Genomic DNA, 21,583 nt, shown 5'->3' on the forward strand with positions numbered 1-21,583 from the left:
CGACGTCACCGGACGCGGCGCGCTTACTGCGCGCCGGATCCGCCCTGCACGATTTTCTCGTTCAGCTTGAGATCGACGGTCTCGACGGTACGGTCGATCTCGGCATTGGGGACACCGAGCTGATGCGAGATCAACTTCACCAAGAGGTCGACGCGCTCGATGAAGGGCGCGCCGCTCGCGACCGCGCGCGCCGCCGAAGAAGGCTTGAGCAGGCTCTCGGCGGCCTTGGCGTATTTCGCAAACGGTACCTGGTCCTGCGGATCGGCGCCGAGCTTGCGGGCAATGCTGTCGACATGGTCGTAGATCGTCTGCGAGCGCTTGAGGTCGCCGTGCACGGCGTCGCGGATCGACTGCGGCTCGTGCGGCGTGATGCAGCGGTAGTTGCCGGTCAGCAGCATCGACCATTTCGCCAGCGGCACGAACAGGGAATCGAACACTTTCAGCTTCACCGGCACGTCGTGGCCGTCGAGCGTCACCGCGTCGATGTCGGCCTCCAATTCGCGTAGCACCTTGTTGTGCTTGTCGTCGGCGAACACCGACGCCTTGAAGTTGGTGGGCAAGCCGACGTGCAGCACGTTCGCGGCCTCTTCCGGCGGACGGAAGGCCTGCGGGTCGGGCGAGCACAGCGTCACCAGTCCCGGCTCGAAGCGCTCCCACACCTGGGCGTTGGTGTAGGCCTCCTCCAGATCCATGCCGGCGAGCGCCGGGATGCGCTTCAGATAGGGCAGCGGCGGCATGTTCATGATCGACAGGCACGGCAGCTTCGCCGCGGCGATCTTTACCATCAGCATGCGTACCGTGTGGTTGGTATATTGCGGCTCCTGCATCGCAAGCCCGACCAGATCGTAGCGGGAGAGGTCGACATTGGCGGGGGTCACGGCATCGAGTTTGCCGGACAGGCTGCGCGAGAAGATCGCCCGGTGCACCGCCTCGTCACGCAATTTAATGCGCACCTCGGTACCTTCGCGGTTGATTAGTTCGGCAGTCTTGGCACGGCAAACCAGGGTCACGTTGTGCCCGGCCATCAGCAGCTTAGTGCCCAGCAGCGAGCCGTAAGAAGCCCCGAGAATCAATATGTTGCGCGCCATTTTCCGTCCCTTTGACAATGTCTGTGATTTCTGAGCCCCGATCGTCATCCGCGGGCGAGTTGCCGGCATCTAAAGCGAAGTCCGCGGGGATGGCAACTGGGATAATGCATACAAGGCAGCGCCGCGATCTTGGCGGCCCGGGTCGTGCGAAAGCACTATTCTGCAGTCCATCCGCGGGCTCGCGAGCGCCGGGCCGTTCGGCGCTCATTGGCCGCCCGGTCGTCTTCGTCGTGCCGGTACCATGTCGCTCTCATTGGCTCGCGCGACGCGACACAACCTACTCAATTCGATTTGTCGAATGTCTCGCTGGTGCGGGCTCGGCGTGGGGTGCGAGCGCATGGCGTCACGTCGCGCCCCGACAGTCGCCGCGCTGGTTGGTTCGCTGTTATCCAACTGTCATATTGCGAGGCGACATTGATGAAGCAGCGATCCGCCGCCGCCCTCACCATATCGTGCTTTCACAATGCCGATATACGCAGGCTTGTAGTTTACGTCGGCGAAGCAAAGGTCATCATCGGTTCGCCCACCACAACAAGAAACGACGAGGCGCGCATCGCTGGAGTGGCGGCGTGCGCGGCAAGCAACTGTGTTCAGCGATGGAGCTGGGACGTGACGATTGGGTTGAGCCGGCCCGGACCTGGGGGTCAGGCGGGCTGGTCTGGAATGGCGGCGAAAGACGTCGACGCGGCGGGTAGCATCAGCAGACGCAAGTGCGACGGACGCGATCAGGGGCGGCGATCGCATCGAACAGACGCACAGGGCGATGCGCCGAGCGCAAAGCCAAGCCGGTCCGGGCCCAAGTCCGGGCAATCGTCGACGACGTTGCGTGGGGGCTGCCATGGAAGGTGATCATTGGCACGGCTCGTGCGACGGCGCCGGACAAAGCCTGGCGCGCTTGCGGGATCGTGCGTCTCAATTTTTCGAAGGCCTGTCCGTCGCGGAGCTTGCGCGTGAAACGCACCGGCATTTGTGGATTTCGGACTGGTTGAGGGTTGCGGACGACTACCGGACGTTGGCTGAATCCGCGCACCAAAACCGTTCCGCCTGGGTTGCGCGGGAAGCGTGGTTGTGTTCGCTGACCGCACTCGAAGTCGTCAGAAGCTTGTCTTGTCCGGGAGACGTCGAAAGTGCAGGCCTCGCAGACGAGGTCTGCATCAGCCTGAGAGGTTTCGAGGCGGAGGCCGGCCTGGCGATCGAGCGCGTCAAGATCGATTGCTTCGATCAAGGTGCGCTGGCCGGTTTCTTCCTGCCGGCGCTCCATCGCGGGGCTTCCGCGCCGACGGTCATCTGCCTCAGTGACGAGGACATCACCCTGGGCTCGATGATGAGCAGGCTCCTGCCGGCCTCGCTCTGCGGGACCATGTCGCTCCTGCTCGTCGATGCCGGCAATTCGACCGTTCATCGTTCCTTCAAGCCGGAGCACAGGCTTCAGTACTGGCTGGATTATCTGGAGGCTCGCCCCGATGTCGATGCGCGGCGGATCGCAATCTATGGCGAAGGGGAGGGCGCCTGTCATGCGTCCCGCCTGGCCCTCTCCGATCGCAGGATCGCGGCTGCCGTGTGCGACGGCGGCCTTCTGACGCCGGTGATGCGCCGAGCGTCGCTTCGTTGGATGACCGGCGTCGGGCAGGCGGACCCTGACGAGGCCTTGACGGGTTCGCTGCCGCCGTCGCGTCGACTGCCGTGCCCGCTGCTGATGGTCGTGGGGAGCCGCTCCATGATCTGGGAGCAGGACGCCCTCGATCTGCAAGCCGGCTATCGACAGACCGGAGCCGACTGCTCGGTCGTCGTGCCGAACAACGTCCGGCATCCCCTCGGCGAGGTCGAGAATTTCATCGCTGTCGACGATTTCGTGTTCGAGTGGCTCGACAGCAAGCTCGGATCGGCCCGTCAGCTTGATCCGGTGACCTATCTCTAGCCCAGAAGCAGCCCATGAGGCGGTTGTCCCGAAGGGCGAGGCCGCGTTCAGGCGACCAGACTGTCATACGCAGGGCATCGACGGATCACGATACGTCGATGGCCAGCAATCGTGCCGCCAACCGGGCGTTCTTGGCGATGGTTGCGAGCGCGGCATTCAGTTCAACCAGGGTCTTCTCGTCAAGCTCGTTGAAGATGGTCGAATTCAAGGCCAGCTTTCTCTTGGAGAGTTTTTCGATTTCCGTCGTCGCCTTCGCCGTCAGCGACATCAGGACGAAGCGGGCATCGTCCGCTGCCGGCCGCCGCGATAGGAAGCCGCCCTTTTCGAGGCTCTTGGTCTGGTTGGTGACGAAGGCCGGGTGGACACGCAATTTGTTCGCGATGTCGATGCCGGCGACGCCGCGCCCGTCGTCCAGTTCGGTGATCGCCATCAGAATCAGCCACTGCGGCTCGGTAATGCCCAGCAGTCCGGCCCAGCAGGTATGGATGTCCTCCAGCTGCGAGTGAATTTCGACGACGTTCCAGATGAAGTCCGTAATCGCCCTGTCGAGTTTTTTCTCGATCATGTGGCTGCCCCCCGTTTCCCTTGGTTCATTCTTTTAATGGGATATTGGGGAATCGTCTCGTAAATCGCGCATAGACAATGGTGGCGGGCAACCAACACGGCCGAAACGGTTTGTTGGTTTGGTACTTGCAAAAAGCAATTAATTAAATTACGTCTCCTCTCACTCAATCTTTGCTGCTCTTGACCCTGTCGATGGACAGCGATGTGAGACCTCCAAGAAAGCCCTCGGGATGCCCCCTGAGGGCTTTTTCGTTTTCCAGCAATTACTTAGTCAGCTCGCCAATAGCCGCTGTTGCACTCGAGCAACATCTGCGGCCGAAGTTACGATTCATTAAATCAATAAATTGAGGCCGTTGTTTTTATAAACTATACGTGAGGCACGACGGAGGGGGGGCACCTCACTGTCGTTTCAGTCCGGTCCTTCGGGGCGGACCTGAATTGAACGGAAATTGTGAGGGTGACGCGGTGTCCGCCGAGGAAGCCGAACCCCCTGAATCGACCTGGAGGTTTACCTAATGAAGTTGACGAAGACGCTTTTGCTCGGCTCGGCTGCCGGCCTGATGGCCGCCTCCGGAGCGTTCGCAGCCGACCTTCCCGTGAAGGCCAAGGCCGTCGAATACGTGAAGATCTGCTCGCTCTACGGCGCGGGCTTCTACTACATCCCGGGCACCGACACCTGCATCAAGCTCGGTGGTTATCTGCGCGCTGAAGTCGCGTTCAACACCAACAGCCTGTACGGCATCTCGAACGGCTCGCCGGCCGGTGCGCACAACCGCCTCAGCAACACCTACTCGATGCGCGCTCGTGAAGATCTCAACATCGACACGCGCACCGCGACCGAATACGGCGTCGTCCGTACCTTCTTCGACGGCGTGTTCACCTGGACCACCGGTGGCTATCAGGGCTCCGGCTCCGGCACCGGCGGCACGGTCTACACCGGCAACCTCGGCCTCAACACCTCCGGCGCCACCCCGGCGCTCGTTGGTTCGTCGATCAACGGCACCGACGGCAACACCTCGGGCGGTTCGCTCGGCGTGTACTACGCCTTCATCCAGTTCGCCGGCTTCACCATGGGTAAGGCCGTGTCGCAGTTCGACGCGCCCTGGACCAACTATCCCGGCAACAACATCGACAGCCTCGTCGGCGGTTCCGGCACGGTCACTGGTGTCAACCAGTTCACCTACACCGCTGACTTCGGTCAGGGCGTAACGGCGTCGTTCTCGGCGGAAGACGCGACGGCCTATTACCAGGCTGGCAACGTCAACCTGACCGGCGCGACCGCGGGCAGCATGATCGGTGGTTCGTACGGCACCAACGCCATCGGCGGTTCGCGTTCGCCGAACCTCGTCGGTATGGTCCGTGTCGACCAGGCCTGGGGCATGTTCCAGGCGTCGGTTGCCGCTCACGACAACCACGTTGCCTACTACGGCGCCACCGAAGCCACCGGCCACCCCGACGACAAGTGGGGCTGGGCTGTTCAGCTCGCTCTGTCGATCAAGAACATCCCGACTGGTGCGGGTGACGTGATCAACATCCAGGGCGTCTACACCGATGGTGCGACCCGCTACAACTTCCAGAACCTGGCGGGCAGCAGCTACTCGATGTTCGGCAGCTCGGGCGTTGCCTATCAGAGCGTCGGCTTCGCCTATGCTCCGGACACCGTGTTCGTCACGGGCGGCCAGCAGGAAACCGTCAAGACCTGGGGCTTCCGTGGTGCTTACACCCACAACTGGGATCCCTACTGGAACACCGCGCTGTACGGTGCCTACGCTCAGGCGCAGTACGGCTCGACGGCCAAGACCGCTCTCTGCGGCGCTGGCGGTGCGGGCGGCGTGTTCGGCGGTCTCGCCGGCGTCACGGGTTGTAACCCTGACTTCGCCGTGGGCCAGGTCGGTATCATCACCCGTTGGACTCCCGTCAAGAACCTGACGTTCTCGGGCGACCTGAACTGGACCCGTCTCGACCAGAAGTACTCGGGCACGGTTGGCTACGCTGGTGCCGGCACGACGGCCAAGCCGGCCGCCCTGTACGAGCTGAAGGATCAGGACAGCGTCACCCTGCTGCTCCGCGCCCAGCGCAACTGGTAAGATCTTTCGTACCATCTAACGAACACCCGGCGGGAAACCGCCGGGTGTTTTTTTGTGCACGCATTCGCGTGATGCCTGATGGCCCCGTAGCCGGATCGCGCGACGGGCTGGCACGAGGCGGTTGCCGGCGGCGCATCCGCGGCCGCTTGCCCGGCATGTCGCTGGTCCAGGGATTACGTTGGCATCCATCCGGGCGACGGGACCGCGTTTGGTTTGATAGCTCCGAAAATCTTGTCTTAAAAAATTACGCCATACCGACATTCGGCTTCGCCGAATGAGTAGCCCTGACGGGTCCATCCGTTCAAAGACAGGCCACTGGCGCGAAAATTGTAGGCTCTCAGCCCTGGCTTGCGACGCGCGCGCGGTCGAGATGCTCCTCGATCTTCGGGCGGTCGCGGGTGCGCTCGAAGCTGGTGCACAGCAGTTCGGTCTCCTCGAGCGAGATCGGAGCGCGATACAGCCGGCACATGAATTCGGCGCTCGCGCGTGCCTTGGAAGTCGCCGGGCTGCGTTCGGCGAGAAACATGCAGTCGCGGCAGATGCTGGCGTCGAGCCGCTGGTGGGCCGCATCGAGATGATTGAGGACCTCGCGGAGCGAATCGCGCAGCCTGACGCATTCGTCGTTGCCGAGCGAGGTGACCGCATTGACCACGTGATTGATCGGATCGTGCTGGCTCAGGCATTTTTCGCCCTGAGCGGTGATGTGCAGGACGACGGAACGCTTGTCCTCCAGCGACGGCTTGCGCACCAGAAAGGACTTGCTCTCCAGCGTCTTCACGATTTGCGATGCGGTCGCTCTGGTGGCGCCGATGAAGCCGGCGAGCGCGGACGGCGTTCGCGAAAATCTGTTGGCACGGCCGAGAAAGCGCAGTGCCATCCATTCCCGGTCGCGCAATCCATGCTGATTGCCTTCGAAATACCAAGCCCTCGCCGCCTGGACCAGCAGCTCGACAGCTTCCCGTGCCAACGGCATGTATCTACCCCGCCCCCGAAACGTCGTCTTCGGCGCTCCGGAGCCGCTCGGCGTTCCGGCCTATGAGTCCATCGAACGACACCGAACGGCTGCCGTCCGGCGAGCGAATCGTGTCGAGCTCTCGTTCGAAAGAAGGGTTTGCAGCACGTCCGGCCCGGATCGCTGGGGCTCGCGTGCTCCGGCGTGAGAAACCGCGTCGTGGACGTGCCAACAGCGTCGTCGTCGCGCGGGAGCCCAAGTCGTCGTCGGCAACGGACGATGGATCGGAATAGCTCAACCGAAGCCCCTGAGTTCAAGTCACACGCAGACGTTTCTTATGTTCCGTCGAAACGATGAATGAGCTTCTCAACAAAATCAAGTAGAGACGCTCGCGCAGTCTGGATGTCGTCGCAGTCGAATGTAACGTTCAAGACAATCTCGCTGTTCGGGACACATGATGGTGAACGCAATACGCTGTCAGACAAGCAACATGCACTCAACTCTGCGACGCCGTGATTGCACGACATCCTGGTGTCCGTGATCGACGCAGATTGATCGAACCTTGTGCAGCATGACGAATGAGTTCGGCGCGTCATCCACAACTTGTGCGTGACGCCTCGGAATTGCCGGGGGAACTCACAGGAATTGCACGCGGCGGTTGTTGGTTGTCTTGCCCGCCAAATCGCCTGAGCGGTAACTTGCACGCAGTCGCCCGCCGTTCTCACCCGAATGGTGGAGGCGATAGCGCCGCCGGTCGCGTCCTCTGTCGCGCTGCTATTCGCCCTTCAGCATATCCCGCAACTCGCGGAACGGATCGGCGCTCGGGGGAGCCGAAGCGTCCTGGCGCATCGCGCTGTAGATTTTCGGAACCATTTCGACCGCTTGGTCGAGACCCGAATCACGTCCCGACTGATAGCCGCCCATCAGGCGAAGGTCGCGCGTGTCCTCGTATTTGGCGATCAAGGCGCGCAGCTTGCTGACCAATTCACGCTCTTCGGGATCCCAGACGTTATGCGCGAGGCGGGAGACCGAGGCCAGAACGTCGACAGCCGGATAGCGCGCCTGATCGGCGATGTGCCTGGAGAGCACGATGTGCCCATCGAGCGTGCTGCGAATGGTGTCGGCGATTGGCTCGTTGTGATCGTCGCCGTCGACCAGCACCGAGAATATGCCGGTGATGGTGCCGGAGCCTTCCTCGCCGGGCCCGGCGCGCTCCAGGAGGCGCGGCAGATCGGTGAAGACCGTCGGCGCATAGCCGCGCGCAACCGCAGGCTCGCCGGCCGCGAGCGCGACCTCGCGGGCGGCATGGGCGAAACGGGTGATCGAATCGACCATGAGCAGGACCGATTCGCCCCGGCCGCGGAAATACTCCGCGACCGCCATGGCCGTCTTCGGCGCCAGCCGCCGCATCATCGGGCTTTCGTCTCCGGTCGACACGATGGTGACGGCGCGCTGCCGATCGTTGCCCAATACGTCCTCGATGAACTCGCGCACCTCGCGGCCGCGCTCGCCGACCAGGGCCAGCACCACGGTGTCGAAACCCTGGCTGCGGGCGAGCATCGCAAGCAGCGTCGACTTGCCGACGCCGGAGCCGGCAAAGATGCCGACGCGCTGGCCGGCGCAGATCGGCGCGAACAGATCGATGACGCGTACGCCGGTGCGCAGCGGCTTGTGCACGCGTGCGCGTTTCATGGCCGATGGCGCCTCGGCCTCGGCCGAGACCGCCTGGGGGCCCGGCGTAAGGGGCCCCAAGCCATCCAGCGGCGTGCCGAGAGCATTGATAACGCGACCCTTCCAGTTCGGATCCGGCGCAAAGGACAAGGGCGGCATCCGGTAGGCGACCGAACCGAGTCCGCCGGCGAACTGGCGGTCGAACGGCTTGGCGATGATGCCCTCGCTGTCGATTCGCACCACCTCGCCGATCTGCGGCTTGCCGCCCGAAGTGACGCCGATGAGTTCGCCAAGCCTGACGAAGCGCGACAGGCCGGAGACACGAAAATGCGTCGGCGCGATCTCGGAGATCGCGCCGCTGACGCTTGCCAGGGGGGTGCTTTGCTGAAGCTCCAGCAGCGCCCACTCGAGTTGCCGAAGAGCGTTCAAGGTAACCGTCCAACCTCAATCTCACTGCGCGCGGGCGCAGACTATTTGCCGGGTTCGCCCAGCGTCCGGATCGCATTCTGCAGTGAGCTCTCGGTGCCCTCGATCATCGAATTGGTGCCGTCGAAAGCGCGCGAGGCCGCGATCAGCTTGGTCAATTCCATCATCGGGTTGGCACCGGATCCCTCGACATAGCCCTGCTTGAAGCCGTCGCGGGAGAAATCGGCGATGGCGCTTGCCGGCCGGTCCGGCGTCACGCCGGAATTGCCGTAGCGCTCGAGATTGGCGTCGGCGGGGATGCTGAACAGGCCGATGGTGCCGATCTCGTTGTTGTCCTGGGTGATCGCGCCGCTGCGTGCGATCGAGACCGGTCCGCCGTTCGGGTCCAGCGTGATCTGCGCGCCGCCGGAATCGACGACGGGAAATCCGCTCACGGTCTGGAGATCGCCGTTGGCGCCGATCTGGAAGCGGCCGTCGCGGGTATAGACCGTGCCGTTGGGCCCGGCGAACGCGATCCAGCCCTGGCCGACCACGGCGACGTCGAGCGGATTGCCGCTCTCGGTGATGTTGCCTTGCTCGCGCGAGATGATGTTGTCGCCGGGCGAGGAGAACGCGACCGGGTTCGCGCCGGCCTTGGACAGCACGGTCTCGAACTTCACCACATCGGTGCGGAATGCCGCTGTGTTGACGTTGGCGACGTTGTTGGCGATCGTCTGAAGGCGCTTTTCGAGGGCGACCTGGGCTGACAGTCCCACATAGAGGGCCGATTGCATGACTTACCTGTTGAACCTGATGTTCTGAAGAGTCGCGAGCATGTTGGTGTCCATGCTTGCCGAGGATGCGCCGCCGATCAGGATCAGTGCGGAATTGGTCGAGCTGTCGCTCTGGGCCTGGGTCGCGTCCCACATCGCCGCGAAGCGCTGCACGAACTTCGTGACCTTGGCGGGGTCCTGGAAATCGGTGAGCTTGACCCTGTTCGTGATCATCTTGGCCTGGGCGTCGATGTCGGCTGAACTGATCGTCGCCGGCAGTCCGAGCGCGGTCTGAACCACCTGCGTCAGCGCCTTGTCCGCGAGAACCTGGTAGGCGGTCGTGATCGTGGGGGCCTTGCGGGTGAAATAGAGCGCCAGCCGCAGACCCTCGTTCTGGTCGCCGGCCTTCTGCTCCATCGTCTGCGTGACATAATGGGTGGCCGTCCCGGTCGTGGCCTGGGCGGTCTTTGTCGCGTTGCTGCCGAGGGCAGCGAAATTGAAGGCGGTGGCGAATTCCCGGTAGCGGGTGTCGGTCAGCTTGTTGGCGAAGGTGTTCTTGTTGCCGACACCCTCGGTCAGCACCTTGCGCATGAACGCCTTGGCGTAGGTCATGTCGCTGAGGCCGAAGGCCTTCATGGCGTAGGAATAGAGGCGATAGTCCTTCAGGAAGTCGTCAATCGTCTTCACGTTGCCGATATGGCTCAGGAAATAGTCGGTCTCGCGGCTGACATCCGGCTGTGTCGCGACCTGCGTCAGCGACTTGCCCATGTCCTTGGTCAGCCTGGTGTAGTCCGCGATGGTGGATAGCATGACACGCGCCCCTCTGGCCGCTGTTGCGACGCCGACCCAAGCTGCCGCCGATTGCTTGCGCGGGGCTGGCGACGCGGGAAGCCAGCCCCGCGCAAGGCTCGCCGACTAGATGTTTCCGGTGGGATCGGCGATGGAGCGGCGCGTTGGGCAGTTTCGTGGGGATTTTCATCACGGTAGCGGCGCTGCTCGGCGGGTTTGCCGCGATGGGCGGGCATCTGGCCGTGCTCATGCAGCCGTGGGAGTTCGTGATCATCATGGGGACTGCGGTCGGCACCTTCATCGTGGCCAATCCGTGGAAGACGGTGGTGGATACCGGGGTTGCCTGCATGCAGGCCATCACCGGCGCGGTGCCCGGCCAGCGCTATTATCTTGATCTGCTCGGTGCGCTCCACGCGCTGATGCGCGAGCTCAGGGGCAAGGGCCGCAACGAGGTCGAGGCGCATATCGACGATCCCGCGTCCTCCGAGATCTTCAAGGCGTTTCCGAGCGTGCTCGGAGATCCCTCGCTGCTCCAGTTCATCTGCGACTACGTCCGCCTCATCATCATGGGGAACGCGCGCACGCACGAGATCGAGGCGCTGATGGACGAGGAAATCCACACCATCGTGAAGAGCAAGCTAGCGCCCTATCATGCCTTGGTGACGGTGTCCGAGGCGCTGCCGGCGCTTGGCATCGTCGCCGCGGTGCTCGGCGTCATCAAGGCGATGGGCGCGCTCGACCAGTCGCCGAAGCTGCTCGGCGGCTTCATCGGCGCGGCCCTGGTCGGCACCTTTGCCGGCATCTTCCTGTCCTACGGCGTCCTTTCGCCCTTCGCGATCAAGATCAAGATGACGCGCGAGAAGAAGTGCCGGCCCTACATCATCGTCAAGCAGACGCTGCTGGCGTTCATGAACGGCGCCATGCCGCAGATCGCCGTCGAGCACGGCCGCAAGATGATCGCGAGCACCGAGCGGCCGTCGATCGACGTCGTCGAGAACGAGACGATCGCGGGTCCCAAGGCCGTCGTCACCGAGCCCGAACCCAAGGCGGCCCGCGCATGATGGAAGACGTCGAGGTCGATCAGCGCAAGCAGCTGCCGAACTATTTGCTGGACGCCGCCGGTATATCGATCGAACGCATGCCGATGCTCAATGTGATCTTCGATCGCATGGCGGCATCCTGCACCGACAGCCTGCAGCCGATGGCGGGAACGCCGTGCTATTTCTCGGTCAACGGCATCACCAACGATCCGCTCGGAGACATCATCAAGGACTATGAGGGCAACGCGGTTGCGGCCGTGCTCTATGCCGAGCAGTGGGACTCGCGCGTGATCATCGTGCTGGACCGCGACTTCGTGTTCACGATGGTCGAGGCGATGTTCGGATCCGACGGGGCGGAACCACCGCTCGACGTCGAGCGCACTTTCTCGAACATCGAGATCCGCCTGGTCCAGGCGCTGTTCGAGCGATTCGCCAAGGCGCTGCAGAGCGCCTTCGCCGGCACGTCGAACGTCACCTTCCGGGTGGAGCGGGTCGAGACGGCGATGGCCTCGCTGGCGATCGGGCGGGCCAGCAACATGTCGATCTGCGCGAACATGATGGTGCAGGCGCTCTACCGCGGCGGCCAGATGTTCCTGATCATCCCGCACTCCGCGCTCAACCCGCTCAGGCAGAAGCTCGCTCACGTCGTCGTCAGCGACGGCCGCGCGACCGATCCGCGCTGGCGCGAGCAGATGGAGAGCGAGGTCCAAAGGACCGAAGTGACGCTGAGCGCGGTGCTCGACGAGAAGATGATTTCGCTCGAGGACGTCGTGAAATTCAAGGTGGGGCAGGTTCTCGAGCTTGAGGCCACGCCGCGCACGCTGGCGCGCCTCGAGAGCAACAACCAGGTGCTGTTCTGGTGTCAGATCGGCCAGCTCGATGGCTATTACGCCATGCAGGTGGCCGATCCCGTGGATCAGAAGCGGGAGTTTGTCGATGATATCCTATCTCGTTGATGCCGTGCTGTTGATCGCGCTGGCCTTCACCAGCATGCGGGTGACCCGGATGCACCGCGAGCTGGCGCGTCTGCGCAGCTACCAGGGCGAATTCACCACCATCATCCACGAGACGGCGGGTGCCTTTGACACGGTCATCACCGCGGCGCATGATTCCACCGCCAATCTCGGGCGCCTCGCCAACGTGCTGAGCACCAAGATCGATCAGGCCCACGAGGTGATCGCGGCTCTCGATGCGAGGAGCGGGCTCGCGCCCGCGACTGCAGGCGGCGCCGAGGTGAACAAGCACTAAGAGAGAGCCGGCAGAACCCTTACGAGCGGAACGCCAGGGCGCTCCGGGAGCGGAATACCAAGAGGCAATACCAGATGGCGCAATCCTTCGACTATGACTCTGCCACGCGAGCACCTGCCGCCGACGAGGGGCGTACCGATACGACCCCGCTTGAGCGGCTCGCGGAGATTGCCGCGCGCACGGCGGAGGAGACCGGCAAGTTCGCCAATGTCGATGCCATCCTGCGCATTCCGGTCACCATGCAGGTGGTGCTGGGATCGGCGACCATACCGGTGGCGAACCTCATGAAGCTCGGGCGCGGCGCGGTGGTCCCGCTCGACCACAGGGTCGGCGAGCCCGTCGACGTCGTCGTCAACGGCCGCATCGTCGCCCGTGGAGAGGTGGTCGTCGTCGAGGAGGACAATTCCCGCTTCGGTGTTTCGCTGACCGAGATCGTCGGGCCGCTGGGGCAGGGTGATAGCTGACCATGGCGGCACAGGTCGGCATCGCTCCCGTCAAGCAGCGAGGCGTTGCCACGCTTGGCGGCACAGAAAAGGTCGCGGCGCTGCTGCTTGCCATGGGCCGGCAGGCAGCCGCGAGCGTGCTCGCGCAATTCGAGCCGCAGGACATTCGCATCGTTACCAAGGCCGCGGCCGAACTGCGGCCGATCACGGCGCAGGAACTCGAATCCATCGTCGAGGAGTTCGCCCAGCAGTTCTCGATGGGCGCAAACATTCTCGGCACCCTCGGTGGCCTGGAGGCCGTGCTCGGCGACGTGCTTCCTGCCGATCAGGTCACGGCGATCATGTCGGACCTGCTCGGCAATTCGAGCCGGTCGGTCTGGGATCGCGTCTCGTCGGTGTCGGAAAATTCGCTGGCGACCTACCTGTCCAAGGAGCACCCGCAGACCGCCGCGCTGATCCTGTCCAAGGTCAAGCCGGCCTGCGCCGCCAAGGTCATGAGCCAGCTGCCCTCGAGCCTGCGCAACGAGTTGATGCGGCGCGTGCTCAGCCTCAAGCCGATCGTCGACGATGCGATGAAGGTTCTCGAGAAGACGCTGCATGAGGATCTGACGCTCAATTTCGCCCGCAACCTCGGCGCCGACACTTACGCCCGCGTCGCCGACATCATCAACAAAATGGAGCGCGGGCATATCGAGGACATGCTCAAGAGCCTTTCGGAGAAGCGGCCGAAATCGGCCGAAGTGCTGAAGGAGCTGCTGTTCACCTTCGACGACGTCATCAACCTGGCGCCGAAGGCGCGCACCATGATCTTCGACCAGGTGCCGACCGATCGTATCGTCGTCGCCTTGAAGGGCACCGACAAGCATTTCCGCGAGCTGATCCTGTCTGCGGTCGCCTCGCGCGTGCGCCGCGTCGTCGAGCACGAGCTCGCCATCGGCGAGCCGTCGAATCAGCGCGACGTGCTGGAGGCGCGCCGCGTCATCACCGATCTCGCGCTCGACCTCGCGGAGAAGGGCGAAATCGAGCTCAACCCCGACCAGGAGGATGAGCTGGTCTTTCGCTGACCGCTGAACGGGCATGGCAGAATCATCCGATCAGGAGAGCAAGACAGAAGAGCCGACCGAGAAGAAAGTCCGTGATGCGCTCGAACAGGGCAAGATCCCGGTCTCTCGGGAGGCCTCTATTTTCGCCTCGATGGCCGCGCTGATGGTCATTCAGGCGTTCCTGATCGGCCAGGGCGTCCAGCAATTGACGCCGACCCTGAAGAACCTGCTGGACGATCCCGATGGCTTCCCGCTCTCCACCGGCGCGGACGCGCAGAACCTGCTCACAGTGGTCAGTCTCGAGGCGCTGCGCTTCCTGGTGCCGCTGGTCGTCACCCTCGGCGCGTTCGGGCTCGCCGCCTCGCTGCTGCAGAACGCCCCGCGCCTGGTGCTGGAGCGTATCAAGCCAGACCTGTCGCGAATCTCTCCGATCGGCGGCTGGAGCCGTCTGTTCGGAAAGCAGGGACTGGTCGAGTTCGCCAAGTCGCTGTTCAAGCTGGCCGCGGTGACTTCCGTGGTCGCCTTCGTCCTGCGCTCGTCGGAGGCGAAGGCGTTCGAGGCGATGTACACCGACCCGGTTGCGCTGCCGGAGATGATTCTCAACATCGCGATGCGAATTGTCTCGGCGATCTGCATCGCGACCATCGTCCTTGTGGCGATCGATCTCGCCTGGGCGCGCTTCCACTGGCGGCGCGAGCTGCGCATGACCAAGCAGGAGATCAAGGACGAGCACAAGCAGGCGGAAGGCGATCCGCTGATCAAGGCGCGGTTGCGCTCGCTGGCGCGCGACCGCTCGCGGCAGCGGATGATCGCATCCGCATCCCGCGCGACGCTGGTGATCGCGAACCCGACGCACTTCGCGATTGCGCTGCGCTACAACCGCGAGGAAAATCCCGCACCTCTCGTGGTGGCCAAAGGCATGGACGTGATCGCGCTGAAGATTCGAGAGGTTGCCGAGAAAAACCGGATTCCCGTGATCGAGAACAGGGCGCTGGCACGCGCACTCTACGAGGCCGTCCAGGTCGATCAGGTGATTCCGGCGGAGTTCTTCCGACCCGTGGCCGAAATCATCTACTTCCTGCAGTCCAAACAGGCGCCGCGGACCGAGAAGGTCCAGTAGATTTCCGAGGACGACGTCGTGCCCAACAGCTTGACGAAAGCTTAACGCCCTAGGCTTTTCCCGAATGGACCAGAACGGGGCTGTCGTGGGACCGCTTTATCTCTTCGAACTCGCATCGTCGCAGGCGCGGTACCTCGAGCTCCGCCAGTCGACCATTGCCACCAACGTGGCCAACGCCAACACGCCGGGCTTCAAGGCCCGCGACGTCGAGCCCTTCAACAAGGTGCTCGACGGCATGCCGGTGAGGCTTGCCACGACGTCGCCCTCGCACATGCAGCTGGCCGCAGCCGAGACTGACACGCGGGCGACCGCGAAAAAGGACAGCTGGGAAGTCGTTCATTCAGGCAACTCGGTCAGCCTCGAGCAGGAAATGATCAAGGGCAGCGACGTAAGCCGCGACTATTCGATGAATTCGGCGATCGTGCGGTCGTTCCACCGCATGGTCCTGTCCAGTGCGAAGGCCTGAGGTGAACTGACATGCTGGACTCACTGCAAGCGTCATTGACGGTCGCGAGCTCAGGGCTCGAAGCGCAGTCGACGCGGATGCGCATCGTCTCGGAGAACCTCGCGAACGCGACTTCGACGGGGCGCACGGCCGGTGCCGATCCCTATCAGCGCAAGACCATCACCTTCGATGCCGCGATGGACCGTGCTTCGGGGTCGCAGCTGGCGAAGGTCAAGGAGATCGGGGTCGACACCACGCCGTACCGTGTCGAATACGATCCAGGGCATCCTGCCGCTGACAAGGCCGGCTACGTCAAGATGCCGAACGTCAACATGATGATCGAAATGGCCGACATGCGGGAAGTCAACCGGTCCTACGAGGCCAATCTCCAGGTCGTGAAACAGGTGAGGTCGATGCTCGGCATGACGATCGATCTCTTGAGGAGCTGACAATGCTTGAAGCGATTTCATCCACGGCGGTCTCCGCAGGACAGGCAGCAAGCCGCGCGACCGAGGCACAGGCCATCGCGCCGACGGCGCCGACCGCGATTCAGTCCGTCGACGATGTCGGCTTCGAATCGGTGATGAAGCAGGTGACGACCGACGCGATCGGGACGCTGAAGGCGGGCGAGGCGGCGTCGATCTCGGCGATGCAGGGCAAGGAATCGACCCGCAAGGTCGTGGAGGCGCTGATGTCGGCCGAGCAGGCCCTGCAGACGGCGGTCGCGGTTCGCGACAAGGTCGTGCAGGCCTACCAGGAAGTCGTCCGGATGTCGATTTGATCTGAAGGAGTGGGATAAGTGAAATCGCTCGCCATTGCGGCCACGGGCATGAACGCCCAGCAGACCAATATCGAAGTCATCGCGAACAACATCGCCAACATCAACTCGACCTCTTACAAGCGTGCGCGCGCCGAGTTCACCGATCTGTTCTACCAGATGGACCGCATGCAGGGCGTCGCCAACGTCAACGGCTCATCGCCGATCCCGGAAGGCGCCAATCTCGGTCTTGGCGTCAAGTCGGCAGCGATCCGCAAACTGCACATCCAGGGCGCGCTGACGCAGACCGGCAATCCCTACGATATGGCGATCAACGGCCGGGGCTGGTTTCAGGTGCTCGGCCCGAACAACGAGGTGCAATACACGCGCGCGGGTTCGTTCACGCCCAACGCCAACGCCCAGCTCGTCACCACGGACGGCTATCTCTTGGATCCCGCCATCACGATCCCGCAGGGCACCGTAGAGGTCACGGTCAACCAGACCGGGCAGGTGTTCGCCAAGCTGGATACCGAGGTGAACCCGCGTCAGATCGGCCAGCTCAACCTCGCCAACTTCGCCAACGAGGCGGGCCTCGAACCGCTGGGCGGCAATCTCTATCGCGAGACCACGGCGTCGGGCACGCCGGTCGTCGGCCTGCCGGGCGACTCCGGCTACGGCAAGATCAACCAGAAATGGCTCGAAGCCTCGAACGTCGACCCGGTCAAGGAAATCACCGAGTTGATCTCGGCACAGCGCGCCTACGAAATGAATGCCAAGGTCATCCAGGCCTCGGACGAAATGGCCCAGACGGTATCGAAGGGCATGCGCTAGTTCCGGTGTCCAAATGTTGAACAGGGTGGGTCTGATCGTGCGCGGGTTGGCCGCCGTGCTGCTGGTTCTGGCTTCGGTACGCCTCGCCACGGCCGATGAGAAGCGGCTTCCCGTGCCGGCGGTGTCGATCCGCGGCGGCGAGCTGATCAGGGACGACATGATCACGGAGCGCGCCTTCGCGCCGAACGTACTCGGCGTCGCCATGTTCATCGAAGGACGGCAGGTCCTCGTCGGGCGCATGGCGCGGCGCGCGCTGCTGCCGGGCCAGCCCATCCCGACCAACGCGGTGGAGGATCCCTGGACCGTCGCCCGCGGCGCCATGGTCAAGGTCGTGGTGGAGGACAGCGGCCTGTCCATCGTCACTTACGGCTCGGCGATGCAATCGGGCGCGTCCGGCGCGCTGATCCCGGTGCGCAATACGGATACCGGGGTGATCATCAAGGGCGTGGTCCAGCCCGACGGGACCGTGAAGGTCATGGACGGGTCATGACCAGAATACTGCTTGCGCTCATCCTGCTGCTTTCGGCCGCCTGCGCCCATGCCGCCGTCCGCATCAAGGACATCGCGGATATCAAGGGTCTGCGAGAAAACCAGATCGTCGGCTACGGCCTCGTCATCGGCCTGAACGGTACCGGCGACACGCTGCGCAACGCGCCGTTCACGGAGCAGTCCCTGCAATCGATGCTCGAGAACATGGGCATCAATGTCAGGAACGAGACCACGAGCACCAACAATCCCCCGCGCCCGACGACGCTGCGCACGCGCAACGTCGCGGCCGTGATGGTGACTGCGGACCTGACGCCCTCGATCGGGCCCGGCGAGCGCATGGACGTGACCGTGTCGTCGCTCGGCGATGCGACGTCGCTGCTCGGCGGTACGCTGGTCATGACATCGCTGCGCGCGGCCGACGGCGCCGTCTATGCGGTGGCGCAGGGTGCGATCACAGTCGCCGGTTTCAGCGTCGGGGGCCAGGCGCAGAACGTCAGCCAGGGCACGCCGACGGCCGGGCGCATTCCGAACGGTGCGCTGGTCGAGCGTGAGGTGCAGGGAAGTCTCCACGAGATGGAGTTCCTGGTGCTGCAGCTCAAGAACCCCGACTTCGTCACCGCGACGCGCATTCTGGACGCCATCAACCGCTTCGCCGGCGGACGTTACCGCGCGCAGATCGCCTTCGAGCGCGACTATCGCACCATCGTGCTGTCGAAGCCGCGCCACATCGGCCCCGTCCGTTTCCTCGCCGAGATCGGCGAGCTGACGGTCGAGCCGGATACGCCGGCACGGGTGGTGATCAACGAGCGCACCGGCACTGTGGTGATCGGGCGCGACGTGCGGATATCGACCGTTGCGGTGACCCACGGCAATCTGTCGGTTCGTGTCACGGAGATGCCGGTGGTGTCACAGCCGGCGCCGTTCTCGCGCGGGCAGACCGTGGTGGTCCCGCAGACAGTGGTCGAGGCCAACGAGGCCGGATCGCAGGTGGCGATCCTCAGCGGGGTCGATCTGCAGCGCCTGGTGCGCGGGCTGAACCAGATCGGACTGAAGCCTTCGGGCATCATCGCGATCCTGCAGGCGATCAAGACGGCTGGTGCGCTTCAGGCCGATGTCATCGTGCAATGATGCGCAAGCGTCGTGCAAGCATGCTCGCTCAATGCTCGGGTCTGAAGCGAGAATCGCGCGCGGCCCGATGCTGAAGCTGGATCACAAAGCCAAACTCCTCCTGCTGCTCGCGGCCTCCGTGCTCGCGGGCGCGTCGCCCGTGCTGGCGCTGGACGAGGCCAGGCCGTCGAAACCGCTCAACCTGCTCTCCTTCGCGCGCGCCCGCGCCTCCGGCCCGCAGAAGCCGCAGCCGGTCACGGCGATACCAACTGACAGCGCGTCGATCCGGGCCACGGCTTGGGCGGCGGAAGACCAGGGACCTGCGACCACCGGCGCGGTCCCCGCTTCCGGGGCGCCATCGGCCGCACCTGCAGCACCGCCTGCATCTCCACCGGCGCGTCCGGCCAAGCCGGGCAGCGTGACGGCGTCGCCGAAACCTGCGCCGCCGCAGGCCGCGGTCGCCACAGACAACGAAGTCGCCTTGTTCTGCAACAGCGTCGCCGATCCCGCCGTCGATGCGAGGCTGGCCTGGCAGCTCAAGGAGCTGGAGAAGGCCGAAAGCCTGCTCCGCGAGCGGATCGCCGAGGTCGAGGCCAAGCGCGCCGAATACCAACAGTGGATGGCGCTGCGCGACGACTTCCTGAAGAAGGCCGAAGCCAGCGTCGTCGAGATCTATTCGCGCATGAAGCCCGAAGCTGCGGCGACCCAGATTGCCGGCATGGCCGACGAGACCGCGGCCGCCGTGCTCGCCAAGCTCAGTCCGAGGAGCTCGAGCGCGATCTTCAACGAGATGGATACGGCACGCGCGGCGCACCTCGCAGACTTGCTTGGCGGAATGCGTCGCGTGGATGACGGAAAGACCAAATAGATGAAGAAGCCGATCCTCATCCTCTCGCTCGTGCTGGTATCCGTGCTCATGGCCGGATGCTTCCATGATCCGTCCGAGGTCCTGACCGGTCCGCAAATGTCGCCGGTCGGCAGCGGCCTCAGGACTCAGGCCGATCCGATCCCGGTGACGCCGCGCATGCGCACGCCTGTCAGCTATCGCTCCACCTGGGACGACGGCACCGATCTCTATCGCGATCCCCGCGCAAGGCGCACTGGCGACGTCGTTACGGTGATCATCTCGATGCAGGACAAGGCGAAGCTCGACAACAAGACCGGCCGCTCGCGCGATTCGCAGGTCAAGTTCGGGCTCGACTGGCTGATGGACGTCGCTGGATGGAACGACAAGGGATCGGCGAATGCAAACCTCAGCACCAACACACAGATCAAGGGCAACGGACAGATCGATCGCACCGAGGACATCAAGCTGTCGATCGCGGCCATCGTCACCGACGTGTTGCCGAACGGCAATATCATGATCAGCGGCTCGCAGGAGTTTCGCGTCAATACGGAGATGCGCGTGCTCAATGTCGGCGGCATCGTGCGTCCGCGCGATATTTCGCGCACCAACACGATCTCCTACGAGAAGATCGCCGAGGCGCGGGTTTCCTATGGCGGTCGCGGAAATCTGTCCGACGTGCAACAGCCTGGATGGGGACATCGGATCTATGACGCCGTGGCACCATTCTGAAGTCCGCGCCGGTTTGGCCGCGCCGGAACGGCGGGGGACGTGATGCGCCTGATTGCGGCCATCGTGGTGCTGACCCTTGTGGCGATCGGTGCGGGCGCGCTGGCGGGCCTGCATCTGTTCGCGGCGGCCGAGCGCGTCGCCGATGCGAAGAAAACCGCCACGCCGCCGCCGCTTGCCTCGAGCTACGCCGGCAGCGCGCGGCTCAGGAAGCTGTCTCCGATCGTGACCAATCTGGCCGCGCCGGCCAACAACTGGGCCCGCGTAGAAGCCTCCATGGTGACCGAGAGCATGAGCGACGAGGACGCCGGCATCCTGGCCGCCCACATCAGCGAGGACATCGTCACCTATCTGCGGTCGGCGACGGTGACGCAATTCGAGGGATCGCGGGGGCTCCAGCATCTGCGCGACGACCTGACCGAGCGCGCCAACATCCGCTCGTCGGGCAAGGTGCGCGAATTGATCATTGAGACCCTGGTGATTCAGTGAGAGTAAAAGCCCTGCTGCTCGCGTTGGTTCTGGTCGTGCTGCCCGAAATGGCGCTCGCCCAGATTCCGGACCTCAACTCGCTGCTGCCGCCCGGAAACGGCTCGACCAGCGGCCGAATCATCCAGCTGATGGCGCTGATCACGGTGCTGTCGGTGGCGCCGGGGCTGCTCATCATGGTCACCAGCTTCACGCGATTCGCGGTGGCGCTGTCGTTTCTGCGCGCCGGTCTCGGCCTGCAGACCACGCCGGCCAATCTGGTGCTGATCAGCCTCGCCCTGTTCATGACCTTCTACGTGATGGCGCCGACCTTCGATCGCGCCTGGGAAACCGGCGTCCAGCCGCTGATGAAGAACGAGATCTCGGAAGAGCAGGCCTATCTGAAGATCACCGATCCGTTTCGCGAGTTCATGCTGGCCCATGTCCGCGACAAGGATCTGCAGACCTTCGAAGCGCTCGCCGCGGAGAGCTTTCGCAAGAAGTTCGACGACAAGCGCGTCGATTTACGCGTCATCATCCCGGCCTTCATGATCTCCGAGCTGAGGCGTTCGTTCGAGATCGGATTTCTCATCATCCTGCCGTTCCTGGTGATCGACATGATCGTGGCGACGCTGACGATGTCGATGGGCATGATGATGATGCCGCCGACGATCCTGGCGCTGCCGTTCAAGATGCTGTTCTTCGTTCTGATCGATGGCTGGAATCTGCTCGCCTCCGGACTGGTGCGCTCGTTCTCGTGAGCGGCCGGGACCGC

The 21,583-nt window shown here is 63.8% G+C and carries 24 protein-coding genes; 18 read left to right on the forward strand and 6 right to left on the reverse strand.

What is annotated here, in order from left to right:
* Positions 1–23: 23 nt before the first annotated feature.
* Complete coding sequence (locus JQ580_RS17155; RefSeq protein ID WP_212281243.1) at positions 24–1,088, reverse strand: ketopantoate reductase family protein; 1,065 nt, start codon at positions 1,086–1,088, stop codon at positions 24–26.
* Positions 1,089–2,154: 1,066 nt separating this feature from the next.
* Between JQ580_RS17155 and JQ580_RS17160 the strand changes: the two genes are divergently transcribed.
* A complete protein-coding gene (locus JQ580_RS17160) occupies positions 2,155–3,006 on the forward strand; it encodes an alpha/beta hydrolase family protein (protein ID WP_249134245.1) in 852 nt (283 codons plus the stop codon).
* A gap of 85 nt (positions 3,007–3,091) precedes the next feature.
* Here the strand turns inward: JQ580_RS17160 and JQ580_RS17165 are convergent, their stop codons facing one another.
* Positions 3,092–3,571, reverse strand: a complete 480-nt coding sequence (locus JQ580_RS17165; protein WP_212281245.1) for a MarR family winged helix-turn-helix transcriptional regulator — start codon at positions 3,569–3,571, stop codon at positions 3,092–3,094.
* A gap of 514 nt (positions 3,572–4,085) precedes the next feature.
* On the opposite strand from JQ580_RS17165, the gene JQ580_RS17170 reads away from it, so the two are divergent.
* The gene (locus tag JQ580_RS17170; RefSeq protein ID WP_212281246.1) at positions 4,086–5,657 is read left to right on the forward strand and encodes a porin; all 1,572 of its coding nucleotides are present in this window, start codon (positions 4,086–4,088) and stop codon (positions 5,655–5,657) included.
* A gap of 337 nt (positions 5,658–5,994) precedes the next feature.
* On the opposite strand, the gene JQ580_RS17175 is transcribed toward JQ580_RS17170, so the two are convergent.
* The 4 genes from JQ580_RS17175 to JQ580_RS17190 form a co-directional block, all read right to left on the reverse strand.
* Entirely contained in the window at positions 5,995–6,630 is a 636-nt protein-coding gene (locus JQ580_RS17175; RefSeq protein ID WP_212281247.1) for a MarR family winged helix-turn-helix transcriptional regulator, read from the reverse strand.
* A 753-nt stretch (positions 6,631–7,383) separates the two neighbouring features.
* The gene (gene fliI / locus JQ580_RS17180) at positions 7,384–8,709 is read right to left on the reverse strand and encodes a flagellar protein export ATPase FliI (RefSeq protein ID WP_212281248.1); all 1,326 of its coding nucleotides are present in this window, start codon (positions 8,707–8,709) and stop codon (positions 7,384–7,386) included.
* 41 nt (positions 8,710–8,750) lie between these two features.
* Positions 8,751–9,479: a flagellar basal-body rod protein FlgF gene (flgF, locus tag JQ580_RS17185; protein ID WP_212281249.1), complete on the reverse strand. Its 729-nt coding sequence runs from the start codon at positions 9,477–9,479 to the stop codon at positions 8,751–8,753.
* Positions 9,480–9,482: 3 nt separating this feature from the next.
* Positions 9,483–10,268 carry a DUF1217 domain-containing protein gene (locus JQ580_RS17190; RefSeq protein WP_212281250.1) on the reverse strand — a complete coding sequence of 262 codons (786 nt, stop codon included), beginning with the start codon at positions 10,266–10,268 and terminating at the stop codon, positions 9,483–9,485.
* A gap of 143 nt (positions 10,269–10,411) precedes the next feature.
* On the opposite strand from JQ580_RS17190, the gene motA reads away from it, so the two are divergent.
* From motA to fliP, 16 genes are all read left to right on the forward strand, one after another.
* Positions 10,412–11,308, forward strand: a complete 897-nt coding sequence (motA, locus tag JQ580_RS17195) for a flagellar motor stator protein MotA (RefSeq protein WP_028145751.1) — start codon at positions 10,412–10,414, stop codon at positions 11,306–11,308.
* Positions 11,305–12,243 carry a flagellar motor switch protein FliM gene (locus tag JQ580_RS17200; RefSeq protein WP_212281251.1) on the forward strand — a complete coding sequence of 313 codons (939 nt, stop codon included), beginning with the start codon at positions 11,305–11,307 and terminating at the stop codon, positions 12,241–12,243. Before motA ends, JQ580_RS17200 begins: the two co-directional genes overlap by 4 nt.
* Positions 12,224–12,535, forward strand: a complete 312-nt coding sequence (locus tag JQ580_RS17205; protein ID WP_212281252.1) for a hypothetical protein — start codon at positions 12,224–12,226, stop codon at positions 12,533–12,535. Before JQ580_RS17200 ends, JQ580_RS17205 begins: the two co-directional genes overlap by 20 nt.
* Before the next feature lie 74 nt (positions 12,536–12,609).
* Positions 12,610–12,999: a flagellar motor switch protein FliN gene (fliN, locus tag JQ580_RS17210; protein WP_212281253.1), complete on the forward strand. Its 390-nt coding sequence runs from the start codon at positions 12,610–12,612 to the stop codon at positions 12,997–12,999.
* A gap of 2 nt (positions 13,000–13,001) precedes the next feature.
* Positions 13,002–14,042: a flagellar motor switch protein FliG gene (locus JQ580_RS17215; RefSeq protein WP_094893600.1), complete on the forward strand. Its 1,041-nt coding sequence runs from the start codon at positions 13,002–13,004 to the stop codon at positions 14,040–14,042.
* Positions 14,043–14,055: 13 nt separating this feature from the next.
* Positions 14,056–15,141 carry a flagellar biosynthesis protein FlhB gene (gene flhB / locus JQ580_RS17220; RefSeq protein WP_212281254.1) on the forward strand — a complete coding sequence of 362 codons (1,086 nt, stop codon included), beginning with the start codon at positions 14,056–14,058 and terminating at the stop codon, positions 15,139–15,141.
* Between the two features lie 64 nt (positions 15,142–15,205).
* Positions 15,206–15,607 (forward strand): flagellar basal body rod protein FlgB, encoded by a 402-nt coding sequence (gene flgB / locus JQ580_RS17225; RefSeq protein WP_106948452.1) that lies wholly within the window; start codon positions 15,206–15,208, stop codon positions 15,605–15,607.
* A gap of 11 nt (positions 15,608–15,618) precedes the next feature.
* The gene (gene flgC, locus JQ580_RS17230; RefSeq protein WP_094977116.1) at positions 15,619–16,035 is read left to right on the forward strand and encodes a flagellar basal body rod protein FlgC; all 417 of its coding nucleotides are present in this window, start codon (positions 15,619–15,621) and stop codon (positions 16,033–16,035) included.
* 2 nt (positions 16,036–16,037) lie between these two features.
* A complete protein-coding gene (gene fliE, locus JQ580_RS17235) occupies positions 16,038–16,367 on the forward strand; it encodes a flagellar hook-basal body complex protein FliE (RefSeq protein ID WP_212281255.1) in 330 nt (109 codons plus the stop codon).
* A gap of 18 nt (positions 16,368–16,385) precedes the next feature.
* A complete protein-coding gene (flgG, locus tag JQ580_RS17240) occupies positions 16,386–17,174 on the forward strand; it encodes a flagellar basal-body rod protein FlgG (protein ID WP_212281256.1) in 789 nt (262 codons plus the stop codon).
* A 13-nt stretch (positions 17,175–17,187) separates the two neighbouring features.
* On the forward strand, positions 17,188–17,664 hold the full coding sequence (gene flgA / locus JQ580_RS17245) for a flagellar basal body P-ring formation chaperone FlgA (RefSeq protein ID WP_212281257.1): 477 nt from the start codon (positions 17,188–17,190) through the stop codon (positions 17,662–17,664).
* The gene (gene flgI / locus JQ580_RS17250) at positions 17,661–18,791 is read left to right on the forward strand and encodes a flagellar basal body P-ring protein FlgI (protein ID WP_212281258.1); all 1,131 of its coding nucleotides are present in this window, start codon (positions 17,661–17,663) and stop codon (positions 18,789–18,791) included. The genes flgA and flgI overlap by 4 nt, the downstream gene beginning before the upstream one ends.
* A 67-nt stretch (positions 18,792–18,858) precedes the next feature.
* A complete protein-coding gene (locus JQ580_RS17255; RefSeq protein WP_212281259.1) occupies positions 18,859–19,638 on the forward strand; it encodes a MotE family protein in 780 nt (259 codons plus the stop codon).
* Entirely contained in the window at positions 19,639–20,346 is a 708-nt protein-coding gene (gene flgH, locus JQ580_RS17260) for a flagellar basal body L-ring protein FlgH (RefSeq protein ID WP_212281260.1), read from the forward strand.
* A gap of 42 nt (positions 20,347–20,388) precedes the next feature.
* On the forward strand, positions 20,389–20,832 hold the full coding sequence (locus JQ580_RS17265; protein WP_212281261.1) for a flagellar basal body-associated FliL family protein: 444 nt from the start codon (positions 20,389–20,391) through the stop codon (positions 20,830–20,832).
* Positions 20,829–21,569: a flagellar type III secretion system pore protein FliP gene (gene fliP, locus JQ580_RS17270; RefSeq protein ID WP_212281262.1), complete on the forward strand. Its 741-nt coding sequence runs from the start codon at positions 20,829–20,831 to the stop codon at positions 21,567–21,569. Before JQ580_RS17265 ends, fliP begins: the two co-directional genes overlap by 4 nt.
* Positions 21,570–21,583: the final 14 nt, after the last annotated feature.

Origin of the sequence: Bradyrhizobium sp. SZCCT0148 (assembly GCF_018129985.1) — a bacterium.
Taxonomy (GTDB): domain Bacteria; phylum Pseudomonadota; class Alphaproteobacteria; order Rhizobiales; family Xanthobacteraceae; genus Bradyrhizobium; species Bradyrhizobium japonicum_H.

What these genes read in the sequence shown, in the direction of transcription:
- flgC (WP_094977116.1), top strand. Translation starts at nt 15,619, where the DNA reads ATGCTGGACTCACTGCAAGCGTCATTGACGGTCGCGAGCTCAGGGCTC.
- JQ580_RS17165 (WP_212281245.1), bottom strand. Translation starts at nt 3,571, where the DNA reads ATGATCGAGAAAAAACTCGACAGGGCGATTACGGACTTCATCTGGAAC.
- JQ580_RS17170 (WP_212281246.1), top strand. Translation starts at nt 4,086, where the DNA reads ATGAAGTTGACGAAGACGCTTTTGCTCGGCTCGGCTGCCGGCCTGATG.
- flgA (WP_212281257.1), top strand. Translation starts at nt 17,188, where the DNA reads ATGTTGAACAGGGTGGGTCTGATCGTGCGCGGGTTGGCCGCCGTGCTG.
- JQ580_RS17175 (WP_212281247.1), bottom strand. Translation starts at nt 6,630, where the DNA reads ATGCCGTTGGCACGGGAAGCTGTCGAGCTGCTGGTCCAGGCGGCGAGG.
- fliE (WP_212281255.1), top strand. Translation starts at nt 16,038, where the DNA reads ATGCTTGAAGCGATTTCATCCACGGCGGTCTCCGCAGGACAGGCAGCA.
- JQ580_RS17215 (WP_094893600.1), top strand. Translation starts at nt 13,002, where the DNA reads ATGGCGGCACAGGTCGGCATCGCTCCCGTCAAGCAGCGAGGCGTTGCC.
- JQ580_RS17190 (WP_212281250.1), bottom strand. Translation starts at nt 10,268, where the DNA reads ATGCTATCCACCATCGCGGACTACACCAGGCTGACCAAGGACATGGGC.
- flgB (WP_106948452.1), top strand. Translation starts at nt 15,206, where the DNA reads ATGGACCAGAACGGGGCTGTCGTGGGACCGCTTTATCTCTTCGAACTC.
- JQ580_RS17200 (WP_212281251.1), top strand. Translation starts at nt 11,305, where the DNA reads ATGATGGAAGACGTCGAGGTCGATCAGCGCAAGCAGCTGCCGAACTAT.
- flhB (WP_212281254.1), top strand. Translation starts at nt 14,056, where the DNA reads ATGGCAGAATCATCCGATCAGGAGAGCAAGACAGAAGAGCCGACCGAG.
- JQ580_RS17255 (WP_212281259.1), top strand. Translation starts at nt 18,859, where the DNA reads ATGCTGAAGCTGGATCACAAAGCCAAACTCCTCCTGCTGCTCGCGGCC.
- flgH (WP_212281260.1), top strand. Translation starts at nt 19,639, where the DNA reads ATGAAGAAGCCGATCCTCATCCTCTCGCTCGTGCTGGTATCCGTGCTC.
- flgF (WP_212281249.1), bottom strand. Translation starts at nt 9,479, where the DNA reads ATGCAATCGGCCCTCTATGTGGGACTGTCAGCCCAGGTCGCCCTCGAA.
- flgI (WP_212281258.1), top strand. Translation starts at nt 17,661, where the DNA reads ATGACCAGAATACTGCTTGCGCTCATCCTGCTGCTTTCGGCCGCCTGC.
- JQ580_RS17265 (WP_212281261.1), top strand. Translation starts at nt 20,389, where the DNA reads ATGCGCCTGATTGCGGCCATCGTGGTGCTGACCCTTGTGGCGATCGGT.
- JQ580_RS17155 (WP_212281243.1), bottom strand. Translation starts at nt 1,088, where the DNA reads ATGGCGCGCAACATATTGATTCTCGGGGCTTCTTACGGCTCGCTGCTG.
- JQ580_RS17205 (WP_212281252.1), top strand. Translation starts at nt 12,224, where the DNA reads ATGATATCCTATCTCGTTGATGCCGTGCTGTTGATCGCGCTGGCCTTC.
- fliN (WP_212281253.1), top strand. Translation starts at nt 12,610, where the DNA reads ATGGCGCAATCCTTCGACTATGACTCTGCCACGCGAGCACCTGCCGCC.